General features: G+C 34.9%; 21 protein-coding genes and 2 pseudogenes. 14 read left to right on the forward strand and 9 right to left on the reverse strand.

The features are described 5' to 3' along the window. The first annotated feature begins 11 nt into the window (after positions 1–11). The 3 genes from BC6307_RS08955 to BC6307_RS08965 all read left to right on the forward strand — a co-directional run bounded on the left by BC6307_RS08955 (position 12) and on the right by BC6307_RS08965 (position 2,141). A complete protein-coding gene (locus tag BC6307_RS08955; RefSeq protein WP_066420173.1) occupies positions 12–740 on the forward strand; it encodes an urease accessory protein UreH domain-containing protein in 729 nt (242 codons plus the stop codon). Between the two features lie 88 nt (positions 741–828). Further along, entirely contained in the window at positions 829–1,008 is a 180-nt protein-coding gene (locus tag BC6307_RS08960) for a hypothetical protein (RefSeq protein WP_066420174.1), read from the forward strand. 224 nt (positions 1,009–1,232) lie between these two features. Beyond that, positions 1,233–2,141 (forward strand): 3D domain-containing protein, encoded by a 909-nt coding sequence (locus BC6307_RS08965; protein ID WP_066420175.1) that lies wholly within the window; start codon positions 1,233–1,235, stop codon positions 2,139–2,141. Positions 2,142–2,212: 71 nt separating this feature from the next. On the opposite strand, the gene BC6307_RS08970 is transcribed toward BC6307_RS08965, so the two are convergent. Next, entirely contained in the window at positions 2,213–2,806 is a 594-nt protein-coding gene (locus tag BC6307_RS08970; RefSeq protein ID WP_066420176.1) for a hypothetical protein, read from the reverse strand. Positions 2,807–2,909: 103 nt separating this feature from the next. On the opposite strand from BC6307_RS08970, the gene BC6307_RS08975 reads away from it, so the two are divergent. The 4 genes from BC6307_RS08975 to BC6307_RS08990 all read left to right on the forward strand — a co-directional run bounded on the left by BC6307_RS08975 (position 2,910) and on the right by BC6307_RS08990 (position 4,730). Next, on the forward strand, positions 2,910–3,458 hold the full coding sequence (locus BC6307_RS08975) for a hypothetical protein (protein WP_066420178.1): 549 nt from the start codon (positions 2,910–2,912) through the stop codon (positions 3,456–3,458). A 143-nt stretch (positions 3,459–3,601) separates the two neighbouring features. After that, complete coding sequence (locus BC6307_RS08980; protein WP_066420180.1) at positions 3,602–3,832, forward strand: hypothetical protein; 231 nt, start codon at positions 3,602–3,604, stop codon at positions 3,830–3,832. A gap of 113 nt (positions 3,833–3,945) precedes the next feature. Beyond that, a complete protein-coding gene (locus BC6307_RS08985) occupies positions 3,946–4,095 on the forward strand; it encodes a YflJ family protein (protein WP_084380671.1) in 150 nt (49 codons plus the stop codon). A 104-nt stretch (positions 4,096–4,199) separates the two neighbouring features. Continuing rightward, a complete protein-coding gene (locus tag BC6307_RS08990; RefSeq protein ID WP_094366105.1) occupies positions 4,200–4,730 on the forward strand; it encodes a hypothetical protein in 531 nt (176 codons plus the stop codon). Between the two features lie 162 nt (positions 4,731–4,892). Here the strand turns inward: BC6307_RS08990 and BC6307_RS25330 are convergent. The 4 genes and pseudogenes from BC6307_RS25330 to BC6307_RS09005 form a co-directional block, all read right to left on the reverse strand. After that, positions 4,893–5,300 (reverse strand): annotated as a pseudogene (locus BC6307_RS25330) (VOC family protein); the annotation flags it as partial. A gap of 315 nt (positions 5,301–5,615) precedes the next feature. Further along, positions 5,616–5,969 (reverse strand): annotated as a pseudogene (locus BC6307_RS25335) (VOC family protein); the annotation flags it as partial. A gap of 460 nt (positions 5,970–6,429) precedes the next feature. After that, entirely contained in the window at positions 6,430–7,653 is a 1,224-nt protein-coding gene (locus tag BC6307_RS09000) for an IS110 family RNA-guided transposase (protein ID WP_066422047.1), read from the reverse strand. A gap of 511 nt (positions 7,654–8,164) precedes the next feature. After that, positions 8,165–9,289 carry a mechanosensitive ion channel family protein gene (locus tag BC6307_RS09005; protein WP_235858288.1) on the reverse strand — a complete coding sequence of 375 codons (1,125 nt, stop codon included), beginning with the start codon at positions 9,287–9,289 and terminating at the stop codon, positions 8,165–8,167. Positions 9,290–9,457: 168 nt separating this feature from the next. On the opposite strand from BC6307_RS09005, the gene BC6307_RS09010 reads away from it, so the two are divergent. From BC6307_RS09010 to BC6307_RS09020, 3 genes are all read left to right on the forward strand, one after another. Then, positions 9,458–10,375 carry an ABC transporter permease subunit gene (locus tag BC6307_RS09010; RefSeq protein ID WP_066420462.1) on the forward strand — a complete coding sequence of 306 codons (918 nt, stop codon included), beginning with the start codon at positions 9,458–9,460 and terminating at the stop codon, positions 10,373–10,375. 11 nt (positions 10,376–10,386) lie between these two features. Further along, complete coding sequence (locus BC6307_RS09015) at positions 10,387–11,280, forward strand: ABC transporter permease subunit (protein WP_066420466.1); 894 nt, start codon at positions 10,387–10,389, stop codon at positions 11,278–11,280. Between the two features lie 101 nt (positions 11,281–11,381). Beyond that, positions 11,382–12,377 (forward strand): YeiH family protein, encoded by a 996-nt coding sequence (locus BC6307_RS09020; RefSeq protein WP_066420468.1) that lies wholly within the window; start codon positions 11,382–11,384, stop codon positions 12,375–12,377. A 131-nt stretch (positions 12,378–12,508) separates the two neighbouring features. Here BC6307_RS09020 and BC6307_RS09025 read toward each other — a convergent pair whose 3' ends face one another. The 3 genes from BC6307_RS09025 to ku form a co-directional block, all read right to left on the reverse strand. Continuing rightward, positions 12,509–12,778: a hypothetical protein gene (locus BC6307_RS09025; protein ID WP_066420469.1), complete on the reverse strand. Its 270-nt coding sequence runs from the start codon at positions 12,776–12,778 to the stop codon at positions 12,509–12,511. Between the two features lie 58 nt (positions 12,779–12,836). Then, complete coding sequence (locus BC6307_RS09030; RefSeq protein ID WP_328225199.1) at positions 12,837–14,669, reverse strand: DNA ligase D; 1,833 nt, start codon at positions 14,667–14,669, stop codon at positions 12,837–12,839. A 79-nt stretch (positions 14,670–14,748) separates the two neighbouring features. Further along, entirely contained in the window at positions 14,749–15,657 is a 909-nt protein-coding gene (ku, locus tag BC6307_RS09035; RefSeq protein WP_066420472.1) for a non-homologous end joining protein Ku, read from the reverse strand. Positions 15,658–15,776: 119 nt separating this feature from the next. Here ku and BC6307_RS09040 point away from each other — a divergent pair, with 119 nt between their 5' ends. The 4 genes from BC6307_RS09040 (at position 15,777) to BC6307_RS09055 (ending at position 20,250) form a co-directional block, all read left to right on the forward strand. Beyond that, complete coding sequence (locus BC6307_RS09040) at positions 15,777–16,856, forward strand: SDR family oxidoreductase (protein ID WP_066420474.1); 1,080 nt, start codon at positions 15,777–15,779, stop codon at positions 16,854–16,856. Between the two features lie 254 nt (positions 16,857–17,110). Beyond that, complete coding sequence (locus BC6307_RS09045; protein WP_066420477.1) at positions 17,111–18,250, forward strand: DUF5667 domain-containing protein; 1,140 nt, start codon at positions 17,111–17,113, stop codon at positions 18,248–18,250. A 178-nt stretch (positions 18,251–18,428) separates the two neighbouring features. Then, a complete protein-coding gene (gene sigI, locus BC6307_RS09050; RefSeq protein ID WP_094366107.1) occupies positions 18,429–19,217 on the forward strand; it encodes an RNA polymerase sigma factor SigI in 789 nt (262 codons plus the stop codon). After that, the gene (locus BC6307_RS09055) at positions 19,183–20,250 is read left to right on the forward strand and encodes an anti-sigma-I factor RsgI family protein (RefSeq protein ID WP_066420480.1); all 1,068 of its coding nucleotides are present in this window, start codon (positions 19,183–19,185) and stop codon (positions 20,248–20,250) included. The genes sigI and BC6307_RS09055 overlap by 35 nt, the downstream gene beginning before the upstream one ends. 107 nt (positions 20,251–20,357) lie before the next feature. On the opposite strand, the gene BC6307_RS09060 is transcribed toward BC6307_RS09055, so the two are convergent. After that, on the reverse strand, positions 20,358–20,549 hold the full coding sequence (locus BC6307_RS09060; protein WP_066420482.1) for an alpha/beta-type small acid-soluble spore protein: 192 nt from the start codon (positions 20,547–20,549) through the stop codon (positions 20,358–20,360). Between the last annotated feature and the right edge of the window lie 204 nt (positions 20,550–20,753).

A 20,753-nucleotide genomic window follows, 5' to 3' on the forward strand; every position in this document is an offset into this window, starting at 1 on the left:
AGAGAAGTACTTTGTACCAACTATTAAGTGAAATAAGCCAATTTTTTAGTCAGCCGTTTTTACAACTGAGCCAGCAACTACAACACGTACCGATACTCTTTGTATTTTTACTAGGTGTCGTAGGTGCTCTTGTTCCTTGCCAAATTACTGGTAATGCAGGTGTCTTCTTTTTATATAGTAATCAAGCTGTCAAACAGAAACGAGTTTTCCTGCCATTGCTTTCGTTTACCGTCGGAAAGATAGTAGCTTTTACAATGTTAGGTGGAATTGTTTGGTTGTTTGGTAGAGAAATAGGGAGTGCGTTAACTCCGTATTTTCCGTTGTTAAGAAAATTAGTTGGACCTATGTTTCTATTAATCGGTTTGTTCTTTCTCGGAGTTTTTCGTTTGCGGTGGAATTGGACTAGTTTCGAGCTTTCAGAAAGAGTCAAGCGAATAAAGTTATTCGGACCTTTTTTATTAGGATTTACGATTTCACTCGCTTTTTGTCCGACTATGTTTGTACTATTCTTTTTAACGCTCATGCCTGTAGCGTTAGCCTCACCAGTTGGTTTTATTTATCCTGGGTTGTTCGCAATTGGGACAACCGTTCCATTGCTATTTTTCTTTATACTATTATGGCTGTTTGATGCAAAGAAACTAGTAAAGAAAAGTCGTAAGTTTGGAGTTGCTCTTCAACAGATTACTGGAATTATATTAATAGTGCTAGGAATATGGGAAATAATGACGTATTGGTTTTAATTTTTTTATTGAAATTTTAATGGAAGGAAGGAATGCTATACTGTAAGAGCGAAATTGTATTGTCAAAGCTACTTTGAGGAGTGATAGTATGGATTTCCAATTCCTTCTTCCAGTCATTAATTTATTTCTTGCTATGATTGTTATTATTATTTTGTTTGGACTATTTCGTAGAAGTGAAAGTAAGAAAAGTATCGGTACATTAATTCTTGTCATCATAATTATTATTATTTTCTTCGTGTTTATGGGTGTTATTAGTTTTTATCAGTAAGTGAAAGCGATTCTCTAGTGAGAGTCGTTTTTTTTCCTATTAAACCCTTTATTTAGGGGGGAGTTCACAAGGCTAGAAAAATAAGGAATGGTTATTACAAATCCTTTATCTTTCTGTTACTGATGTAACGGAATTGTTATTGGCTTGTTCTTTGTCTCCGGAATTTTCATGGTAACATAAAACTCGTTAGACAAACTTACATATGAAAGATGGAGGAAAAGAATATGAAAAAAGGCATCCTTTCATTTGTTTCAGCAGCTGCAATCGCTGGGGCATTTAGCTTTGTAGGAAGTGCATCTGCAGATGAAGTTACCGTACAAAAAGGTGATACACTTTGGGATATCGCCAATAAGCATCAAATTTCCGTAGAGGAATTGAAAGATTGGAACGATCTCTCCTCAAATCTTATTCGACCAGAGGAAAGGTTAAAAGTTGCCCTTACAGAAAGCTATCATATACAAAAAGGAGATACACTATCCGAAATAGCTGAGAACTATAGTGGAATCTCGTGGCAAAGTCTACAAAAATGGAATTCTATTAAAAATGCAGACTTAATTTATGCTGGAGATACGTTAAAAGTGTATTTGAAAGGGAGTCCCAATGGATCTGACACACAGCAAAAAAAGGTTGAAACAGCAAAACCAAAAACAGATGAAACAGTTGCTTCAGAGCAAAAACACGAGGTGAAGGTAGAGGAGAAATCGAAAGTCGATAGTACTCCGACCGAACAACCAGTTCACGCTAATGAACAAAAACGTTCAGAAACTAATGCTGATCAAACAGAAAAGAAAGTGGAAGATACAGCTAAAGATGAAACAGGCAATAGTAGTGACAAAGAAGTTGTAAAAGAACTAACGATGGTTGCTACTGCGTATACAGCAACTTGTGAGGGCTGTTCTGGTATTACATCAACAGGTATTAACTTATTAGAAAACCCAGATATGAAAGTTATTTCGGTCGATCCTTCAGTCATTCCGTTAGGCTCAAAAGTATATGTAGAAGGCTACGGAGAAGCAATAGCTGGAGACACTGGTGGTGCAATTGTAGGTAACAAAATCGATATTTTCATACCCGAAAAACAAGATGCAATTAATTGGGGCGTAAAAGAAGTGAAAGTAAAGGTATATAAATAATGAGAAAAAAGGAACTCCTAACAAAAAATCGGGAGTTCCTTTTCTATTGACATAATAATTTAAGTATAAGGCTATTTTTCTATTTCTGACTCATATTTTTCTGATAAAACTTGAAGATCACTCGTCTCATATTTTTCCTCTAAGAGTGGAATAAGTTTTTCCCAGTATACTTGCTGTTCATACAAATCACGATCCCATTCAACAATCAATTGCTCGATCGTTAATCCGAGTGCTTCTGCAAATGCTTTTTGCTGAGGTATATCTTCTGATGTAACAACATTATTTTCAATCCACGTATTAACTTCTTCGTCTGTAAGAACGATATTATAAGTAGTACGAGCATGATCTTTCCAAACGGTTATGTACTCATAACGTTCAGTTGCACTTTGTAATGCTTCTTCTTTGGATAAATCTCGTTTATTCATTAATTTTTCGTCTCCGATTACACGAATTACCCATTTTTCCAAATTTGGATCGTCTATATCCATGTTTTTAACATTTTGTACAACATCTTGAAGGATAATTTTATATTCTTCATAATTTAAATCGGCGTTTAGGAATAGGTGTTCTAACGGTGCCGGTGTATTTTCTTCCAGCTCTGCTTGTTGACATGCCGATAAAACTATCGATACCACTAGGATAGCTATAATAGATTTTAATCTCATCGTATCACTCCAATGTAATGCTACTAATTATAGTAAATTGGAATGGAACGATTGTCAAAACTTAAAGACTTTGAAACAATAACAATAGTATAGGAGGAGTACAGTGAAACTTAAAACGATTATTAAATATATATTTTTCATATTTATTATAGCGGTTATTCTTCATTTTCTAGATTTTAAAGAAGGAGGTAGATGGTTTTCATCTACTCAAATTACGAATATTCCTGATATTAAACATGAGGAGTATGAAGTTGATGTAGTATTTACAAAAGGAGAAAGAGAAAATGTGTTAGAGCAATTGAAACTCCAACATCATTACTTACAAAAAAATGTTGCCATTCATCCTGAACAATATAGAGATCTTATTACTTCAGATGGATGGAAAGAATTAAAAAGCACTGTTCATTGGTTAAAAACGTTTGGATTTGAAAGTGGTAGAGTGTTAAATGATATGGAAACAGCAGAAGCGCTCATTCATTTAGTGGAGCGAGATGGTGATTCGTTGTCATTAACGTATTTGAGTAGAATTTTCAATGACATTCATTTTTATTTAGTTGATTCGAATAATCAAGAGGTTTGGGGGATTACTCATGCATATGGCTCCAACCGCGAAATTAGAAGATTAAATAAATATATTGAAAAAAACTATTAAAATTGCTTAAAAGGATGGTCTTATGAAAAAAAGATCATCCTTTTTTCTTAGGGAATTATCGGAAAATTTGGTGAAATAAACAGGAATTATTAAAATAATGTTGAAATATATAATGTAGATTATTTTAAGGAGGGGAACGTCAGATGAAAATTACAGAATATATGGGAAATAAAGTTTGTACGATGGATGTAAATATCGAAGGCTACAAAGTAAAGGTAGAGTTTATGTTTTCACCAAATCACCCAGAAATTCTCGATTGTAGTATTCGAATTGATGGAGACCCACCGTTGCCTCTACGTGCAAAAATTATGGAAATGGCAGAAAAAGAAACAGAAACTCAATTTCTAGCATTAAAGGAAAAAGCAATTAAATAAATTTACGAGATTCTAGTCCAAGACTGGAATCTTTTTTTCATATTAAGCATAGATTTGTAAAAAAACATAGTTTATTAAGTAGAGTTTAGAGAAAAGATGGAGGGGGAATTAGGATGGCACATTATGCTTCAAAAGGGTGGTATGTTCAGCAATTAAAGGAGAGAGGAATTAACTATCATCCAACTGATAAGAAAAAGCTAGAAACATACCGAGCTGCCATATTACAGAACTTCCTAAACGGCACTCCTTTAGGTGTTAGATGAAAGTGATGTCGAACAAGATATGTCTTCAGATATAAATTGTCCGATTTTTTATTGAGAACGCACGTTCTTATATGGTAAAATATCACTATAGGGAGGTGAGTGCATTGGCTAAATCAAAAACTCCAAGTTATGTTCTAACGTTAAGAATAAAAACTGAAATCCATCAAGAGCATAAATTATCTAAGCGGTTCGAGTTATGTAGGGGCATGTATAATGCATGCTTAAGAGAACTGCTTAAAAGATATACAGCTTTAAAACAATCAAAAAAGTATAAAGTTGTTTGTAAGATGGAAAAGGGAAAAAAGCGAAATAAGCTATTTTTAGAGTTGAATAAGGAGTTTGGATTAGCCGAGTATTCTCTTCATGAGTTTGTGAAACCGATGCAACATAAATTTAAAAAGAATATAGATTCATTTACCAGCCAAAAAATTGCCACAAGAGCTTTCAAAGCTTTTGAAAAATTAATGTACAAACAAGGAAAGAAAGTGCATTTCAAAAAGTACGGTGAAATGTATTCCGTTGAAGGGAAGTCTAATTCAACAGGTATCAGATACAAGGATGGCAATATATTTTGGAACGGTCTAGTTCTTAGAACAATCGTTAAAAGAAAGACGACTATGCCCACCTTGCGCTAGAAGACAAAATAAAATTTGTTAGAATAAAAAGAGAATGGATTAAGAATAAATATGTATACTACGCTCAATTAGTACACGAAGGCAGGCCTCCGAAAAAGTACAATTCCAAAGGGATGAAAGATAATAGTTGTACTCAGAAAAGAGTAGGTATTGATATAGGGATTCGCTAGAATGGCATAGCACAACTCTCCAACCATCAGGGTCTTCGAATGTATGAGCTTGCTTATCCCAATATGGATTTACAGGAGGGACCTCGTATGCGCCTAATTTATTTAGCCTTTCTATCATTTCATCTATTTTTTCATGGTCTGAAAGGTATAACACTAATAAATTATCTTCAGTCGGTGCTGGACAGGGACTACCATTTACGTGCCGAGTAAATTCTAAATGTACTCCGAAACTAGGAAGTCCATACATAACACCTTCATAGCCATTTTTGTTAAATCCTCCAATCCGACGCAAGCCTAATCCCTCATCACCGTAAAAGGAGTTCACTTCTTCCCATTTATCAGTTGGTCGAGCAATCCGTAATTGGTGAACTGGTAAACGCTCGTTCCATTTTTCCTTTATTTTTACTGTATAAGGATAAGAAGGATGGTGTAGTACTTGTTCTATTGCGCCTTCTATTTCCATTACAATCGGATCAATTTGTGAATCTCGCTCAGTTGGATACCAATGTCGTCCTTTTTTGGATAATACAAATACGCCTGATTCATCACCAAAAAATTGAAAAAATTCACTAGTAGAAGCATATTGATTTGGGACCATTTGCAAAAAGTCCTTCATTCTTTCAATATTTTCAGTAGGAAGACCAATCTCACATATATCATAAAACATATCAAGTTTTTCAGTGTCTAGATTAGACCTTTCTAATATTTCGAAAACATTACCGTTTGGGTCTAAAAAGTATAATTGTTTTCCTTTCCAAAACATGCTAGTTTCACCAGCTTCGTTTTCTAACAAAATATCTAAATGACTTAATTTCTCATACATCATATCAAAATGCACTGTCGTCGTTCGAAAAGCAACATGATAAAAAGTAGAAATACTAGGTTCCTCGATAAAGCTAAGTAAGGATTTACCAACTTGGAATGTTACGCCATCTTCCCATTCCCTAACTACTGGAAGCTCTAACACTTTTTGATAAAAGCGTATTGTTTCTAACAAGTTTGGGGTTTTTAATGTTATTTTTAAAATTTTCATATTATTCACCTCTAAGGTTACTGTACCATCCCTCATTTAAAAACAAATTCAACTTCTGACTGTACTTTTCTCAGACTTTCGTCGTAAGTCGTACCTAGGTATGTAGGTGAAGGAGGGTACGAGCCCAATCTGCATACCGTCTAAAGAGAGGAAACTAGATAAAATCATTGAAAATAAAAAAAGGTTGAGACACAACTATTTAAATCAAAGAAAAAAACGAACAATAAATTTCGGGGGAAAGTCGCTCCGGAAATATACTTCGCTTTCCGCGGGCGTGTCTAGCTCCGGCGGCTTGGTCCGGCTCAAACTTCACTTTCCCTCCGTACGATAAGTCATCATCGACTCAACTACCGTTTCGTCGTGATTCCTTTATCTCCTACCATGAAAATATAACACTAAAATATGGAAAAATGGCAATACTAAATTAGACGCAGCTTATTCTTGTTTTTTGAGGAGAGCGTCATACTCAAAAATCTATCGACTTTTTGGGATCGCTTTATGAAACTTTTGGTTCAACTAGTGTCACGGTGTAGCCTAAATTTTCTAATCTTCGTAGTGAATGTCTAACAATGGACTGTTGTCTTTGCTTATCGAAGTAGTCTTCTCCTAGATCTACGTACATTTCCTTTCGTGTTAAGAGATAATAGGAGATTCGTAACATCGCATGGGCTACAACAACTGCTGCACGCTTTTTACCTTTACGTGAAGCAGTCCGACGGTAAAGTGCACCAAGGTAGTTTTTAGACCCTCGAACAGAATGAGCTGCTTCAATGAGTGCTGATTTAAGATATTTGTTTCCTTTCATCGTTTTGGATGACTTACGTTTTCCAGCACTTTGGTTATTTCCTGGAACTAAACCCGCCCATGAACATAGTTGGGGTGCAGTCGGGAATTGCTCTTTTATATTTGGACCAATTTCTGCAAGCATTTGTTCCGCCATTTTTCTTCCAATGCCAGGAATGGAATCTAAACGATCTATGTCTTCTTGATCGTCTTCCATCCTTTTTTCTATCTCTTTGTCTAGTTTATCGATTTGCTCAGTTAGGAAATCGATATGATCCATAATCGTTTTTATCATAAATCGTTGATGTTCTTGAATATACCCTTGAAGTGCGAGTTTCAATTCATCTTTTTTATTTTTCATTCTTCCTCTCGCAAAGTTTGTTAACTCTTCAAGGTCTTCATTCCCTTCCGCTATGGATCGAAGCATATCACGAGAAGAAACTCCCATAATGTCAGAAACAACAGAGCCAAGCTTGATATTAGCTCCTTCTAACACTTTTTGAATCCGATTATATTGTCTGGCACGTTCTTCAATTATGCTACGACGATAACGCACAAGTTCACGTAATTCTCGCTGATTTCGGTCAGGAATATAACTAGCTTTAAGTAAACCGTGACGAAGTAATTTGGCAATCCATTCGGCATCTTTCACATCGGTTTTACGCCCAGGAACAGCTTTAATATGTTGAGCATTCACAACTAGAAATTCAATACCTTCTGCTTCTAGTAAATTGACAATAGGTTTCCAGTAGACACTTGTACTTTCCATCGCCACATGGGTACAGTTGTGTTTCTTAACCCAGTCCACCAACTCTATAAGATATATAGTTTTAGTTGAAAAAGTTTCAATCTCCTTTCCTTTTGCTGTAATGGCACATGCAGTAATGCTATCCTTGTGGACATCCATACCACAAGCATTCTCAATGATTACTTCCATTGAAAACATCCTTTCTACGGCGAAGAAGTTTTGAGGCTGGTGCAACAACCAGAATAGGGTTAATCTACCATGAGTGCTTCCCATAAAGGGAGCAACAATCTGTGATGCACCGTGGTCGAAGGAGTCAGACTGCGGGGAGGGCTCACACACACCAAGGAGTCACGACCTTCCTCATCCAGCCGTAGCATTAGTATAGCCACGCAAAAACCATTTTCATTCTCTGTGGTGTATAGCTTGTAATACATGAAAGACTGCGGGAAAGCTCCAGTTTGATTGGACCAGAGCGAGCCGCCTGCGCTTTTCGGGCTGGTGAGCCTCCTCGTGCTAAAGCACTGCGGGGTCTCACCTATGCCTTTCCTCCCGCAGGACAAGGAAGGCTTCGGCAGCGAAACATCGCACGAAGAAAAATGCGGAGGCATTTTTCGAGGAGTCTACGTATATTTCCTCCGCTAAATCCTGCGATAGTTCGTTTTTTATCATGATCATTTTAGTTTTGTCTCAGCCTCATCAATTATTGTACAGAATATTCTTTTCGTTCTTCTTCGTTTGGCATGGAGCTTATATGAAGTGTACGTGTAGGGAATGCAACTTGTACGCCTTCTTCTTCTAAAATCTCCATAATTTTAAAGTTGATGTCTTCTTTTACCCGAAGGAATTCAGCCCATACTGTTGTTTTAGTAAAGAAGTATAAAAATACATTTAAACTACTATCACCGAAATTATCAAATCGGACCATAATGGTTTCTTGATGAACGTCATCATGATTTTGAAGTAATGATTCAATTCGGCGAACAACGGTTTCCAGTTTTTCTCGAGGTGTGTCATATTGAACACCTAGTTGAAATTGTATTTGGCGTTTTCCCATTTTCGACCAGTTAATGATTGCTTCATTCGATAGAACAGAATTTGGTACAGTAACAACTGCTTGTGCGAACGTTCTTACTTTCGTACTTCTAAACGTAATGTCTTCAACTGTCCCTTCGACACTAGGTGTTTTAATCCACTCTCCGATGGAAAACGGTTTTTCTGTCACGATAATAAACCCGCCGAGTAAGTTTTTTAACGTCTCTTGTGCAGCAAGTGCGAATGCAAGTCCTCCAAGTCCAAGCCCAGCGACAAATCCACTAACGTTATAGCCCCATAAATCAAGTGTTAAACTCAATGCTAGTCCAATTAAAATAGCCCGGACAACTTTAGTTAAAAACGGGATGACAATTTGGTCTAATTGATAATCAATGCGATTGGTAAACGACGTAAATAATTTAAAAGAGGAAGGAATAAAGTTGAAAATTCCCCAAGTAAAAAGTATTCCGATCACCGTTTGTAATATTTTATTCGCAGTAGCTAATTTAATTAGTTCAAAAGGTGCAGTGATAAGGGCGAAATAAATACCGATCACGACGAATAACGTCCGAATTGGTTTTTCGAATGCTACGACAATATAGGAAAAGATGTCAGTCGGTACTTTTCTTGAAAGTGACAAGACAAGCTTAAATACGTACCTCGTAAATAACTTCCGGAATAGAAGGAAGAGTAATAGAATTCCGACTGAAATCCCGATATCGGTCCAAAGCTCTGTATCAGTCCAAAATTCATATGTATATGTTTCCATAAAACTATCAATAATTTTCGTCAATGTAAGCCCACCTCAACTATAGTATACATAAAATAAAATATAACATCCCGTATTTTTTCTTTTCAAGCCTATATTATTACATGTATATTTCAGAACATTAACAAAATTATTGCAATTAGTTCTTTCGTCATGTAAAATTTTCCTAACAAATAATTGTAGGTGATGGGGATGAAATTAGTTTGGAGTATAGGTAAGTCTGTTTTATTTTTTCTTGTTGTTGCACTGTTGTTAACGCTAGCAATCCTTTTTCCGAGAAGCCCTGAAGTAACAGATGTAGGAAGGGCGATGACTGTTCAGTACGATTACCAATTTTCGTGGCAAGCGTACCAGTATAATATAAAAACTTTTTTCACTAATTTATTTGAGCATAAAACGTTAGGATCTACTAGATATAATACGACAGCAGAAGAAGAGCTAGTTTCGTATTTTTCTAGAAGCTTAATCGTTATCGTAACGGGCTTTATATTAACACTTTTGTTCGGACTATTAAAAGGAATTTATGACTATTATGATCCGAAAAGAAAGTTTAGCCCATTTGGCAGAGGCTTTACTTGGTTAATCCAATCAATACCAGATTTTTTCTTCATCTTAATTTTGCAATATGTTTTTATTTTTCATATCCCGCTCGTAAGAATGTTAGGAACTGATAATTGGTACAGTTTTATTTTGCCCGCCCTTTTAGTTTCACTATACCCAATGATGTATGTAGCTAGAATTACTTCTACTGCACTTGCAAATGAGGAAGGGAAAGCGTACATACAAGTTGCGCGCTCAAAAGGTTTAACGGAAACCCAAGTTCTAAAAAATCATATGTTTCGTAATAGCGTTGTCCCGATTTTTACTAATTTACCTTCCACGATGATGTATTTATTATCGAATCTATTAATTGTAGAGTTTTTACTCGACTATCGTGGGGCAGCATATCGACTTTTTTACGCTTTTGATGTGAAATCATCATTGCGCTCTGGAATGGTATATATTGATGAATCAGGTCTCATTATCGGAATAGGGATTTGTTTTATGCTAATCGTTTTAATAGCACAAATTTGTTCACAAATCATTATTCGGATAGTTGAACCGAAATAGGGGGGCTGTATATGAATAGAAATTGGCCACTTTGGATTGGTGGAACTCTACTAATTATTTTAATCTTAATAGCATTTGTGGGACCATATTTACCTGTTGTGGACAGGGAACTAACAGAGGAACGTGTTGTGTTCGTTGAAGGTGGAATAGAAACGGCTCCGTTTGAACCTTCAAGTGAGAAATGGTTCGGTTCTGACCGAGACGGAAGAGACATGTTCAGTGTCATTATTGTAGGTGCGAAAGAAACTTTATTTTTAATTGTGTTAATAACAGGAATTCGGTATGCCCTAGCAATGGTTCTTGCTCTGTTAGCAGTCGGAAAAAAAGGTCCATTTCACACTTTTTTACAAGGATGGAATCAAATTTTTTCAGCACTACCAGTTATTTTTTCTGCTATCATTTTATTACATTTACCGATGCTGACGTTCCATGAGCATCGAGCTGTTTTTGCCATTTTCATTATTGCATTCATTGAAGTAGGTAGACTTGGTACAGTATTACAACAGCATTTCCATTCTATTAGTAAAACACCATATGTGGAAGCTGGAATCACAGTAGGAGTAAAACCTTTACACTTATACAAAAACTATTATATTCCTAATGCACTACCTGAAGTTGTTATACAATTTTTCTTAGACTTAGGTAGAACAGCATTGTTAATAGGGCAATTAGGGATTTTTAGCATATTTTTATCACAAGATTTTTTACAACTTACGTACGGTGCAGGTGATATTGTCAATACTAGTAACAACTGGGCGACGTTACTCGGTCAAGCGAGAGGGGATATCATTCGCGGCATTTTTTGGATTCCGTTTTTCCCAGCACTAGCAATTGCGATTACTGTATTTGCCTTTAATGTTTTTGGCGAAGGGTTAAGAAAGCAATTCCATCGATTAAATGCATAATGTAAATGTAGGAAAAAAACTGTTTAAGTCTCGACAGTTTTTTTTCTTTTGATAAAATATAAAAGGTATGTAAAATTTATAATAATTTAGAGGTCGAAAAAATGATTAGTTTCATCAAAGCACGACATTTTAAATGGGCAATAGGGTTGCTACTATGTTTGGCAATTGCTACTGTGTCTTATTTTCTCGGTCAATTATTTCCAATTATAGGGGCGGTTATTTTTGCACTTTTAATAGGGATGCTATTACGTAATGTTATGCCTATTTCACCCGAGAGCCAAAAGGGAGTAAGTTTTGTCGTAAAAAGAGTATTAAAGCTAGCGATCATTCTCCTCGGTGCGACATTAAGTGTCCAATCGATTGTTTCCATCGGTATGCAGTCTATTTTTCTGATCCTCTTAGTGGTCATTGGTGGAATTGCCATCACGCTTGCTGTAGGTAAACTGTTTAATATTGAATCTACATTAAGTTTATTAATTGGGTCTGGAACAAGTATTTGTGGGGCAACAGCCATTTCAGTCGTAAAAGGAGTAGTTTCTGCGAAGGAATCGATAACTGCCTACGCGATTTCTACAATCTTTCTGTTCAATATTATTGCGACGTTAGTTTATCCTTGGATCGCTAGAATGGTAGACTTGACGCCTCTACAAATTGGTATTTGGATTGGCTCCGCTATTCATGATACTTCATCTGTTGTCGCAGTCGGGTTTTTACTTGGTGATGAAATAGGAGAAATTGCAACGACTGTTAAGCTTGTACGAACGTTATTTATTTTACCGCTTGTTTTAGCTATTATATTTATACTAGTTAGAAAAACGAAGGACGAACCTGTACATTATAAGCAGGCGTTTCCAATATTCATCATAGGCTTCGTTTTAATGAGCGTTTTCTATTCATTTGGCATTATTTCTGATTCTGTATCAGCTATATTTGGTCAGATTGCCAAGTTTCTTGTCATTATCGTCATGGCAGGTGTCGGACTTCAAGTAGACTGGCGTAAATTTACAGAGCTAGGAAGTAAGCCGCTACTTGTTGGCATGATTGCAAGTTTATTTGTTGCTATTATTAGTTTTGCGTATGTATGGTTTTTCGTATAAAAAGAAGTTGTCCCGATAGTCAAAGGGGCAACTTTTTTTATAATTTCATTTACGATCCTTGAAAAAAATTAGGCGTCGCGGTTTTAAAGTGAACGCCGAAAATAATGTCTCACACTTTAATCTGCTCAATTTTAAGATATTTTTCCTTTTTGAAGAACAGAAACTTGATGTAGCAATTCATTTTTTACGGCTGCTACATAAAAGGGAGAAAGCATCGCTGTAATGTCTTGCCACAAGTTTAATCGGGGGCGAAAGACCGTTAGTTTTTTTACATCGTATGATTGTGCATCCATATGTAGTTTAAATTGGCTTCCATCGAATGGTTCGGATTCATCTTTAAATTCTATCACCATTAGTTCGTTATCGATTACGATTGGTTCTTGAATAGAAAAGGTATACATATCGCATTTCTCCTTTAAAAGAGATATCTACGAACATCCTTTCCACATTTACTCTTCTTTATACTTTTCGTAAAAACTGCAAGACCGGTTCAAATGGTTGTTTTTCTTTAACGTTCCAAAAGCTTTGGAATGGATCACCGTCTTCTTTTAGCTTTTGGACAACATTTTTCATAGTGAATTGTTTAGGTAATAAATTATTTTGCACCTCATCCCAATAAAGAGGCATCGCAATTCCTGCAAAATCACTTCCACGTGGCGAGAATGGAGCGATAATTGTTTTTCCTTCCCAGTGTTGGATGTAATCGATGTACAGCTTGTTGTTTCTGTTTTTTTTGAGTCGTTCTATAGTAAAGAGGCTTGGTTCTTTTGAAATTAAATAGTTTGCAATAAATTCTGTAAATGTTCTCGTTTGTTCGTATGTGAACGTGTCGTCAGGTAGAGGGATGTACACTTGAATTCCTTTTCTTCCAGATGTTTTTACGAAAGAATGTAAGTTTAGCTGATCAAAAACCTCTTTCATCATTTTTGCAGCTTTAATCGCATATGAAAATTGATCAACAGACGGTGGATCTAAATCAAATACAATTTCACTAGGTTTCGTATGCTGAAAAGGTTGAAACGGAATGTGATACTCAATTGCTAATTGATTTCCTAACCAACATAACGTTTCCAAATTGTTACATACTATATACTCAATATTTTCATGATTTACTGTTTGTACAAAATTCGGAGCATAATCAGGACAGTTTTTTTGATAAAAGCTTTCACCGAACATTCCATGCGGATACCGAATAACAGTTAACGGGCGATCCTTTAAAAATGATAAAAAGTGTGGTGCAACTTCAACTAAATAGTGTATATATTCTTCTTTTGTGACAAGTGGATTTTCCCATATCGGTTTATCCGGGTGAGTTAGTTGGACACTCTCTGGAATGTTCACCTTTTTCTCCATGATCTTACTTATTGTACATTCATTAGGTTGCAAGTCTAACCGAAATTGTTTGAATTCAGGATGGCGTAATTCTTTGTCGTAAAGTTCAAGATAGTGAATATCGACACAAATGCTTGGTGGTACTTTTATGTAACGATCGTTTTCTTCTATATTATTATTTTTTATTACTTGGAGAAGGGCACTGCGTTCTTCTGCCGTTAAACCGTGTGAAAATAAACCGATAGATACAATTTTCTCATTCTGATCAAAAACTCCAATATGAAAATAACCGTTATCTTTTTGATAAGCAGTTATGAAGCAAGAAGCTATCTTATAGTTTTTTACTTTAATCCAATTAGTAGTTCGTTTTCCTTCCCATTTTGTTGTCGTCTTTTTAGCAATTATTCCTTCGCTATCATGCGTAAGAACGATGTTCCAAATGTCATCGTACTTATTAAAAAAAGGAACATATTGTAGCAGTTTATCGGAAAGGTGGACGGTGTTTTCTGGTAGCTCTAACTGTTTAAAAAGCTTTAATAGTATTTCTTTTCGCTGAATATATGGTGTGTTCATCATTTGTTCTGTTCCAAGCTGTAATAAATCAAAAGCGCATAATGTAGCAGGTATTTCTTTAGCTAAATGTTCGACAGTTGATTGTGTTTTCGTTCGACCTCTTTTTTGAATGGCTTGGAAGTTTGCTTTATAGTCCGATTGTAAAACAGCCAATTCGCAATCAAGTACAACTGGAAAGGATGTTAATCCACGCGAACTCAATGTTTCTAAAAAACGGACAACTTCTGGAAATGAATCGTTTAACATTTGACCGTTACGGCTTTGAAGGGAAATGGTATTTTTATTTATCGTCGTAATACAACGAAAGCCATCGTATTTTATTTCATAAACCCACTCTTTTTCCATTGGTGCATTTGCATGTAACGTTGGCAGCATCGGTTTTAGCAAGGTAATTCGATTCCTTTCTAACGAAAACTTATTACTTCTATTGTTTACCATTCTTTATAAAAATAAAAAAGCGACAATCTTAAACTGTCGCTTTTTTTCGTGTTGTTCGTTTTTTCGGTCCGGTTGACTCCGATTTAGCCGTTTCAGCTTTATCCTGTCTCCCAGAAGTAGAAGGAATTTGCTTGGCAGGTTTGGCCGTTTTTGGTTCTTGCTTTTTAGTCTTTTCAATACTTGCTTGTAGAGCACTCATTAAGTCAACAACATTTGTTTTCGGTGCAGCATCTTGAGGAGTGATCGTACCTTCTTCACTATTCACTTTTTGTTCAATTAAGTTCAATACTGCTTCCCGATAGTCATCATGATATTTCTCAGGATCAAACTCTGTTGTAAGTTGATCAATAAGTAGCATCGCTGTATTTAACTCTTGTTCATTTATTTCTGCTTTTTCCGGTACTGCAGGAACTTCTTTTACATTGCGAACTTCATCAGGATAATGGACAGTTTCCATTACTAAACAATCTTGATAAACACGAACAACTGCTAGTTGTTGCTTGGAGCGTATCGTAATTTCCGCAACACCAATTTTACCTGACTGTTGTAGTGCTTCTCGAAGTAATGAATATGCTTTACTTCCATTTTCCCCTGGTCCTAAAAAGTATGAACGATTGAAATATATAGGGTCTATATCATCCAGTTTTACAAAATCAATTATTTTTACGCTTTTATCTTCATGCTCTTCTTTTAACGATTGTAATTCTTCATCGGACAAAATGACATATTTTCCTTTCACATACTCATATCCTTTAACAAGGTCATTTTGTTCCACCTCTTTTTCACAGTGTGGACAAACCTTTTCATATTTTATTGGTGTGTGACACTCACTATGAAGGGTTCGCATTTTTATATCTTTATCTTCTGTAGCAGAAAACATTTTGATTGGAATGTTTACTAGGCCGAAACTTATAGAACCTTTCCACATCGTGTGCATGTAATATCACCACATTTCCTTGTATTTTAACGTTAGTTTGTCCAATCGATTACGATTTCCTTTTATAAAAAAATGGTAGACAAAAATGTGGTTTAGTTTAATTATTAGGGGGATAAAAAATGGGGGTATACTTATTTACTGGTTTTCCAGGCTTTCTTGCAAAGCAGTTAGTACGAGAACTGGCCAAAAAAGAAAAGGAAGCAAAAATATACTTATTAGTTTTACCGTCTCAGTTAGAGAAAGCAAATGAAGAATTATCTCTTTTACAATATCATCATATTCAATTTGAAATAATAGAAGGAGATATTACGAAAGAGATGTTAAAGATTGACTCAACTAATCTTGAAAGGATATATGAAGAAGTTGAGTATGTTTTCCACCTCGCTGCAATATATGATTTAGCTGTGAAAAAAGATGTAGCATATCGTGTTAATGTTATCGGGACGAGAAATGTAATTCAATTTATAAAAAAAATAACCCATTTAAAAAGGTTAATTTACTTTAGTACTGCGTATGTTGCTGGGTTACGTAAAGGCACAATATATGAGTATGAACTCGATCGCAATCAGTCGTTTCGAAACCACTATGAAGAAACAAAATTTTGGGCGGAGGTTGAAGTACAAAGAGAAATGGAACAGATTCCTACTACTATTATTCGCCCTGGGATTGTAATTGGTGATAGTCTAACAGGAGAAACTGCGAAATTTGATGGTCCTTATATGATTTTAAACTTTTTACAACGCCTTCGTTATTCACCAATTATTCCGTATTTACACAAAGAAAATGTAGAATTGAATGTAGTACCTGTAGACTATATCGTTCAAGCTACTATCTTTTTAGCTCATACTGATGAAACAACTAGTAAAGTGTTTCATTTAACAAATCCTAACCCAATTGGAACGAAAGAAGCGTATGCTCTAATGGCAAGACAATTGTTAAATAAAAGGCCGTTTGGAGTATTTCCGTTATTTTTATCAAAAGCATTATTATCGTTTTCTTTTATAAGAAGGTGGTTAATGGTTGAAAAAGAAGCGTTAGATTATTTTACATGCAAGTCTAATTATGATTGTTCGGAAGCAGTGAATTATTTAAGAAGGTCAGGAATTAAATGTGCTAATTTTAATTCAACGGTCGACACGATGGTCCAATATTACAAAAAACATCAATATAATAAAGAAAAACGAATATTAATTAAATAGTTTTTTAGTTAGAATTCGAGGGAAATGGTATTTTCCAATATATAACTATTTTTGTGGCTACTTATAATGAGTAGCTTTTTCCATTTCTAACCTATTATATAGTACGCAAGTATACAAGGAGAGAAAATTTTGTCAAATGGAAAAAAATATTGTAGGAAATTTGATGTATTTTAATTTTAATTTTTGTTGCTACCCCGTCAAAAATGAAACATTATCGTAACAATGTAGTGAATCTATTTTAGGGGGACTTATACATGAAGAAAGTAATCGTAAATTGTTCACTAGCAGCATTGTTAGTAGCAGCAACACCTACAACTGCAGCGTTTGCTTCAGGTGAAACTGGGAAATGGAATGCGGAAGAAGCGCCATCAATTATCGTTACAACAGAAGACGTGAATGGTGAAGAATTAAAAACTTCTACTGTAGTAGATGAGGTAGAAGAAACAGAGAAATTTGAAGAAGTTTCTCTAGTACCAGGTAATTTCTTTTATTTTGTCAAAACGTTTTTTGAAAAAATTCAAATAGCGTTTACGAGCGATCAGGAAAAAGAAGCTGAACTATTACTATCTATTGCGAATGAGCGAATTCTAGAAGCAGAGGCATTGTTAGAAAAAGGTGAAATGGAACTAGCAGATGAAACATTACAACGTGGTTTAGAGGCGATGGAGAAAGTCCAAGAAAAAATGGAAGAAATTGATGAAGAATTAGCAGCAGAAGAAGATACTAACAAAGCAAATGAAGAAGATATAGAGGTCGAAGAAGAGATAGTGGAAGACGAAGAAACAATTGTTGAAGATGACAATCGTTTAGACCTTGAAGTGAAGCTTTCACAAAATATCATTTCATTAAGCAAAAATTATAAAAAAATTGATAACCCGAAAGCAAAAGCTGCTTTAAAAAGAAATATCGAAAGAGCATATGATCGATTAGTTACGAAATACCCAGAACAGGAAGAATTATTAGCGCAACAATTAGCGGAATTACTGGAAGAAGAAAAAACAACTCCTGTTGAAGATGACGTAATAGAAGATGTGAACGAAGAAACACCGGTTGATACAGAAGAAGAGGTAGTTGAAGAGGACAATGAAGAAAACACTGATGAAAATAGTGTTAAAGATGAAAAACAATCTCCTCAAGTAAAAAACAAGGCTGTAAAAGAAGAGAAAAAGGCTGTTAAAGAAACAGAAAAGCAAGTGAAAAAAGAAGTAAAGCAGAAGCAAACGAAAGAAGAGGAAAAGAAACAACTTAATAAAAATGAAAATTCCTCTAAAGGAAAGCAACAGGGAAATGAAAATGCTTCTAAGGAAAAACAACAAGGTAATGGAAATGGAAAAGAGCAAAAAAACAATAATGGTAATCAAAACGGTAAAGGAAATGCAAACGGCCGTAATTAATATTTAATACAACTGTAACTTAAAAAGGTCGATACAATTTTTTACATTGACTTTTTTTCCGAAAAAGGCCACCTTTATATAAATAAGGTGGCTAAAATTTAAAGTCTCCTTTAAAATAATTTATGAAACTACCCATATAAAAACCAAATTGGTTACGAAGGGTATGAAAGGGAGAGAGGTGAAGCCAATGCTGAGCCTGCTTTTTAAGTTCGGAAAAAAACAAAGCAAGCAAACATTAGAAGAAGAAGTATTAGCAGTACAAGCTGGAAACATCCAATTGCGAAATGAAATAATTGATAAATATCGACCATTTATTGCGAAATCGGTATCTTCTGTTTGTAAAAGATACATTAACGAATCGGATGACGAATTCAGTATTGGTTTAATAGCTTTTAACGAAGCAATTGATAAATACTCGACAGATAAAGGGAGTTCACTCATATCTTTTGCTGACTTAATTATTAAAAGACGGGTCATTGATTTTATTAGAAAAGAAAGCAAGCATAATACCGTTAGCTTATCAAACTATTCCAATAATGAAGAAGAAAATGTACCAAATCAAATAGAAGCAACATTATCCATTGAAGATTACACAAAACAATTAGAGCAAGCACAACGCAAAGAAGAAATTTTATATTATCAAACAGTTTTAGCTCAATTTGATTTGACGATTTCAGATCTTATAGAATGTTCGCCAAAGCATGCAGATGCAAGAGAAAACTGTATTAAAATTGCGGAAATACTTGTTAATAATAAAGAACTTAAAGTACATTTGTTCCAGAAAAAAATGCTACCAATCAAACATTTAGAGCGATTAGTGAAAGTTAGTCGTAAAACAATAGAGAGAAATAGAAAATATATAATTGCAATTGCAATCATTTTATCTGGGGATTATTTATATTTAAATGAATATTTAAAAGGGGCGGTTAATAGTGAAAAAAGGGATTGTGTTAGAAGTTCATCATGACTATATCACAATGTTGACCCCTGAAGGTGAATTTATAAAAGGGAAAAAACTAAGGGATACGTATGATATTGGGGAAGAAACAACATTTTTTCCTTACACTTCTTTAGAGAGAAAAAAGAAAAGTTTTAATTTGTCATTCCGTGGGTGGAAACTAGTTTCTGTATTAGCTTCCATTTTATTAGTGCTATCCTTACTACCTCGTTTCACACAAAGTGAAGTGCAGGCATATGTTGGACTTGATATAAATCCTAGTATAGAGATGGCTGTAAATAAAAAGTTACAAGTTATTGAAATGCAGGCTTATAATGAAGACGGTCAAGTATTAATTGCACTAGTAGATGATTGGAACAAGAAACATATACATGACGTGACGAAAGAACTGATACAATTATTCCGGGAACAAGGATACATGGAAGCTGGAAAAGAAATTATCATCACTTCTATTGTTACGAATATAGAGAATTTGGCAATTAAAGCTCAAATAGATAAAGAAGTAAACGAACTTACGAATGATATAAAGCAAAATGAAGTAAAAGTAACTGTTATCGAAACAAGTGTTGAAAATCGTGAAAAAGCAAAAGAACAAGGAATGTCTGCCGGGAAATTTGTTCAGCAAGAACAAAGAGAAAATGCTGTAGAAGTAATCTTGGAAGAAGAAATGGATGAAGTTGTTGAAGAGGATGTTAAAGTAACAGAAGAAGAACAATCAACTGAAGACAATTCATCGTCTCCTCCAGCTAATAAAGGACAAAGTAAAAAAGAAGAAAAGTTAGCTGAAAGAGATGAAAGAAAACAGCAACAAGCAGAAAAGAAAAACGAAATGAAAAACACTAATAACGGGAATAAAGGAAATAAGAATAGAAATGAAAATGCTCAATCTAAGGGGAAAGAAAAGAAGCTAGAAAATGAGCAAAGAAAACGTGACCGACAACAAGAAAAAGAAGATCGTAAGCAAAAAAAGATGGAAGAAGTAAAGCAAAAAAGAGAATCAAATAATAGTCATCGAAAAGATGAAAAAGGTAGACCGCAATAATATAATATGTTTTTAACTTTTACTCGCATTTAAAAATGTGAGTTTTTTTATGTAAGAAAAACACCTAGAGAGCAAATACTCTCTAGGTTCGTCCATTTTATATGAAATTATTGGCCTTTTAATTGTGACTGAGCCTGTGCTACTAAACGTTTTGTTATTTCTCCACCTACGGAGCCGTTTGCTCGGGATACCGTATCAGAGCCAAGTTGAACACCAAATTCTTGTGCGATTTCGTACTTAATTTGGTCTAGAGCTTGTTCAATTCCTGGTACAAGTAATTTATTACTACTTCTAGCCATCATGATCCCTCCCATCTTACTAACTTTTCTTACTTGAAAAGTTGTACTAATAGTATTAGATTTAATAGAGTCATCATACTTGGAAAGTTCCACATAGATGGGAAGATTTTTTACAGTTTGGTAATACTCACCAAAAAGTGTGCATTAATATTAATTCTTAGGATGGAAAATGATAAATTTGTTCTTTAAAATGTAAGAATAATC

Source organism: Sutcliffiella cohnii (assembly GCF_002250055.1).
Classification (GTDB): Bacteria; Bacillota; Bacilli; order Bacillales; family Bacillaceae_I; genus Sutcliffiella; species Sutcliffiella cohnii.

What these genes read in the sequence shown, in the direction of transcription:
- BC6307_RS08960 (WP_066420174.1), top strand. Translation starts at nt 829, where the DNA reads ATGGATTTCCAATTCCTTCTTCCAGTCATTAATTTATTTCTTGCTATG.
- BC6307_RS08965 (WP_066420175.1), top strand. Translation starts at nt 1,233, where the DNA reads ATGAAAAAAGGCATCCTTTCATTTGTTTCAGCAGCTGCAATCGCTGGG.
- BC6307_RS08970 (WP_066420176.1), bottom strand. Translation starts at nt 2,806, where the DNA reads ATGAGATTAAAATCTATTATAGCTATCCTAGTGGTATCGATAGTTTTA.
- BC6307_RS08980 (WP_066420180.1), top strand. Translation starts at nt 3,602, where the DNA reads ATGAAAATTACAGAATATATGGGAAATAAAGTTTGTACGATGGATGTA.
- BC6307_RS08985 (WP_084380671.1), top strand. Translation starts at nt 3,946, where the DNA reads ATGGCACATTATGCTTCAAAAGGGTGGTATGTTCAGCAATTAAAGGAG.
- BC6307_RS09000 (WP_066422047.1), bottom strand. Translation starts at nt 7,653, where the DNA reads ATGGAAGTAATCATTGAGAATGCTTGTGGTATGGATGTCCACAAGGAT.
- BC6307_RS09010 (WP_066420462.1), top strand. Translation starts at nt 9,458, where the DNA reads ATGAAATTAGTTTGGAGTATAGGTAAGTCTGTTTTATTTTTTCTTGTT.
- BC6307_RS09015 (WP_066420466.1), top strand. Translation starts at nt 10,387, where the DNA reads ATGAATAGAAATTGGCCACTTTGGATTGGTGGAACTCTACTAATTATT.
- BC6307_RS09020 (WP_066420468.1), top strand. Translation starts at nt 11,382, where the DNA reads ATGATTAGTTTCATCAAAGCACGACATTTTAAATGGGCAATAGGGTTG.
- BC6307_RS09025 (WP_066420469.1), bottom strand. Translation starts at nt 12,778, where the DNA reads ATGTATACCTTTTCTATTCAAGAACCAATCGTAATCGATAACGAACTA.
- ku (WP_066420472.1), bottom strand. Translation starts at nt 15,657, where the DNA reads ATGCACACGATGTGGAAAGGTTCTATAAGTTTCGGCCTAGTAAACATT.
- BC6307_RS09040 (WP_066420474.1), top strand. Translation starts at nt 15,777, where the DNA reads ATGGGGGTATACTTATTTACTGGTTTTCCAGGCTTTCTTGCAAAGCAG.
- BC6307_RS09045 (WP_066420477.1), top strand. Translation starts at nt 17,111, where the DNA reads ATGAAGAAAGTAATCGTAAATTGTTCACTAGCAGCATTGTTAGTAGCA.
- BC6307_RS09060 (WP_066420482.1), bottom strand. Translation starts at nt 20,549, where the DNA reads ATGGCTAGAAGTAGTAATAAATTACTTGTACCAGGAATTGAACAAGCT.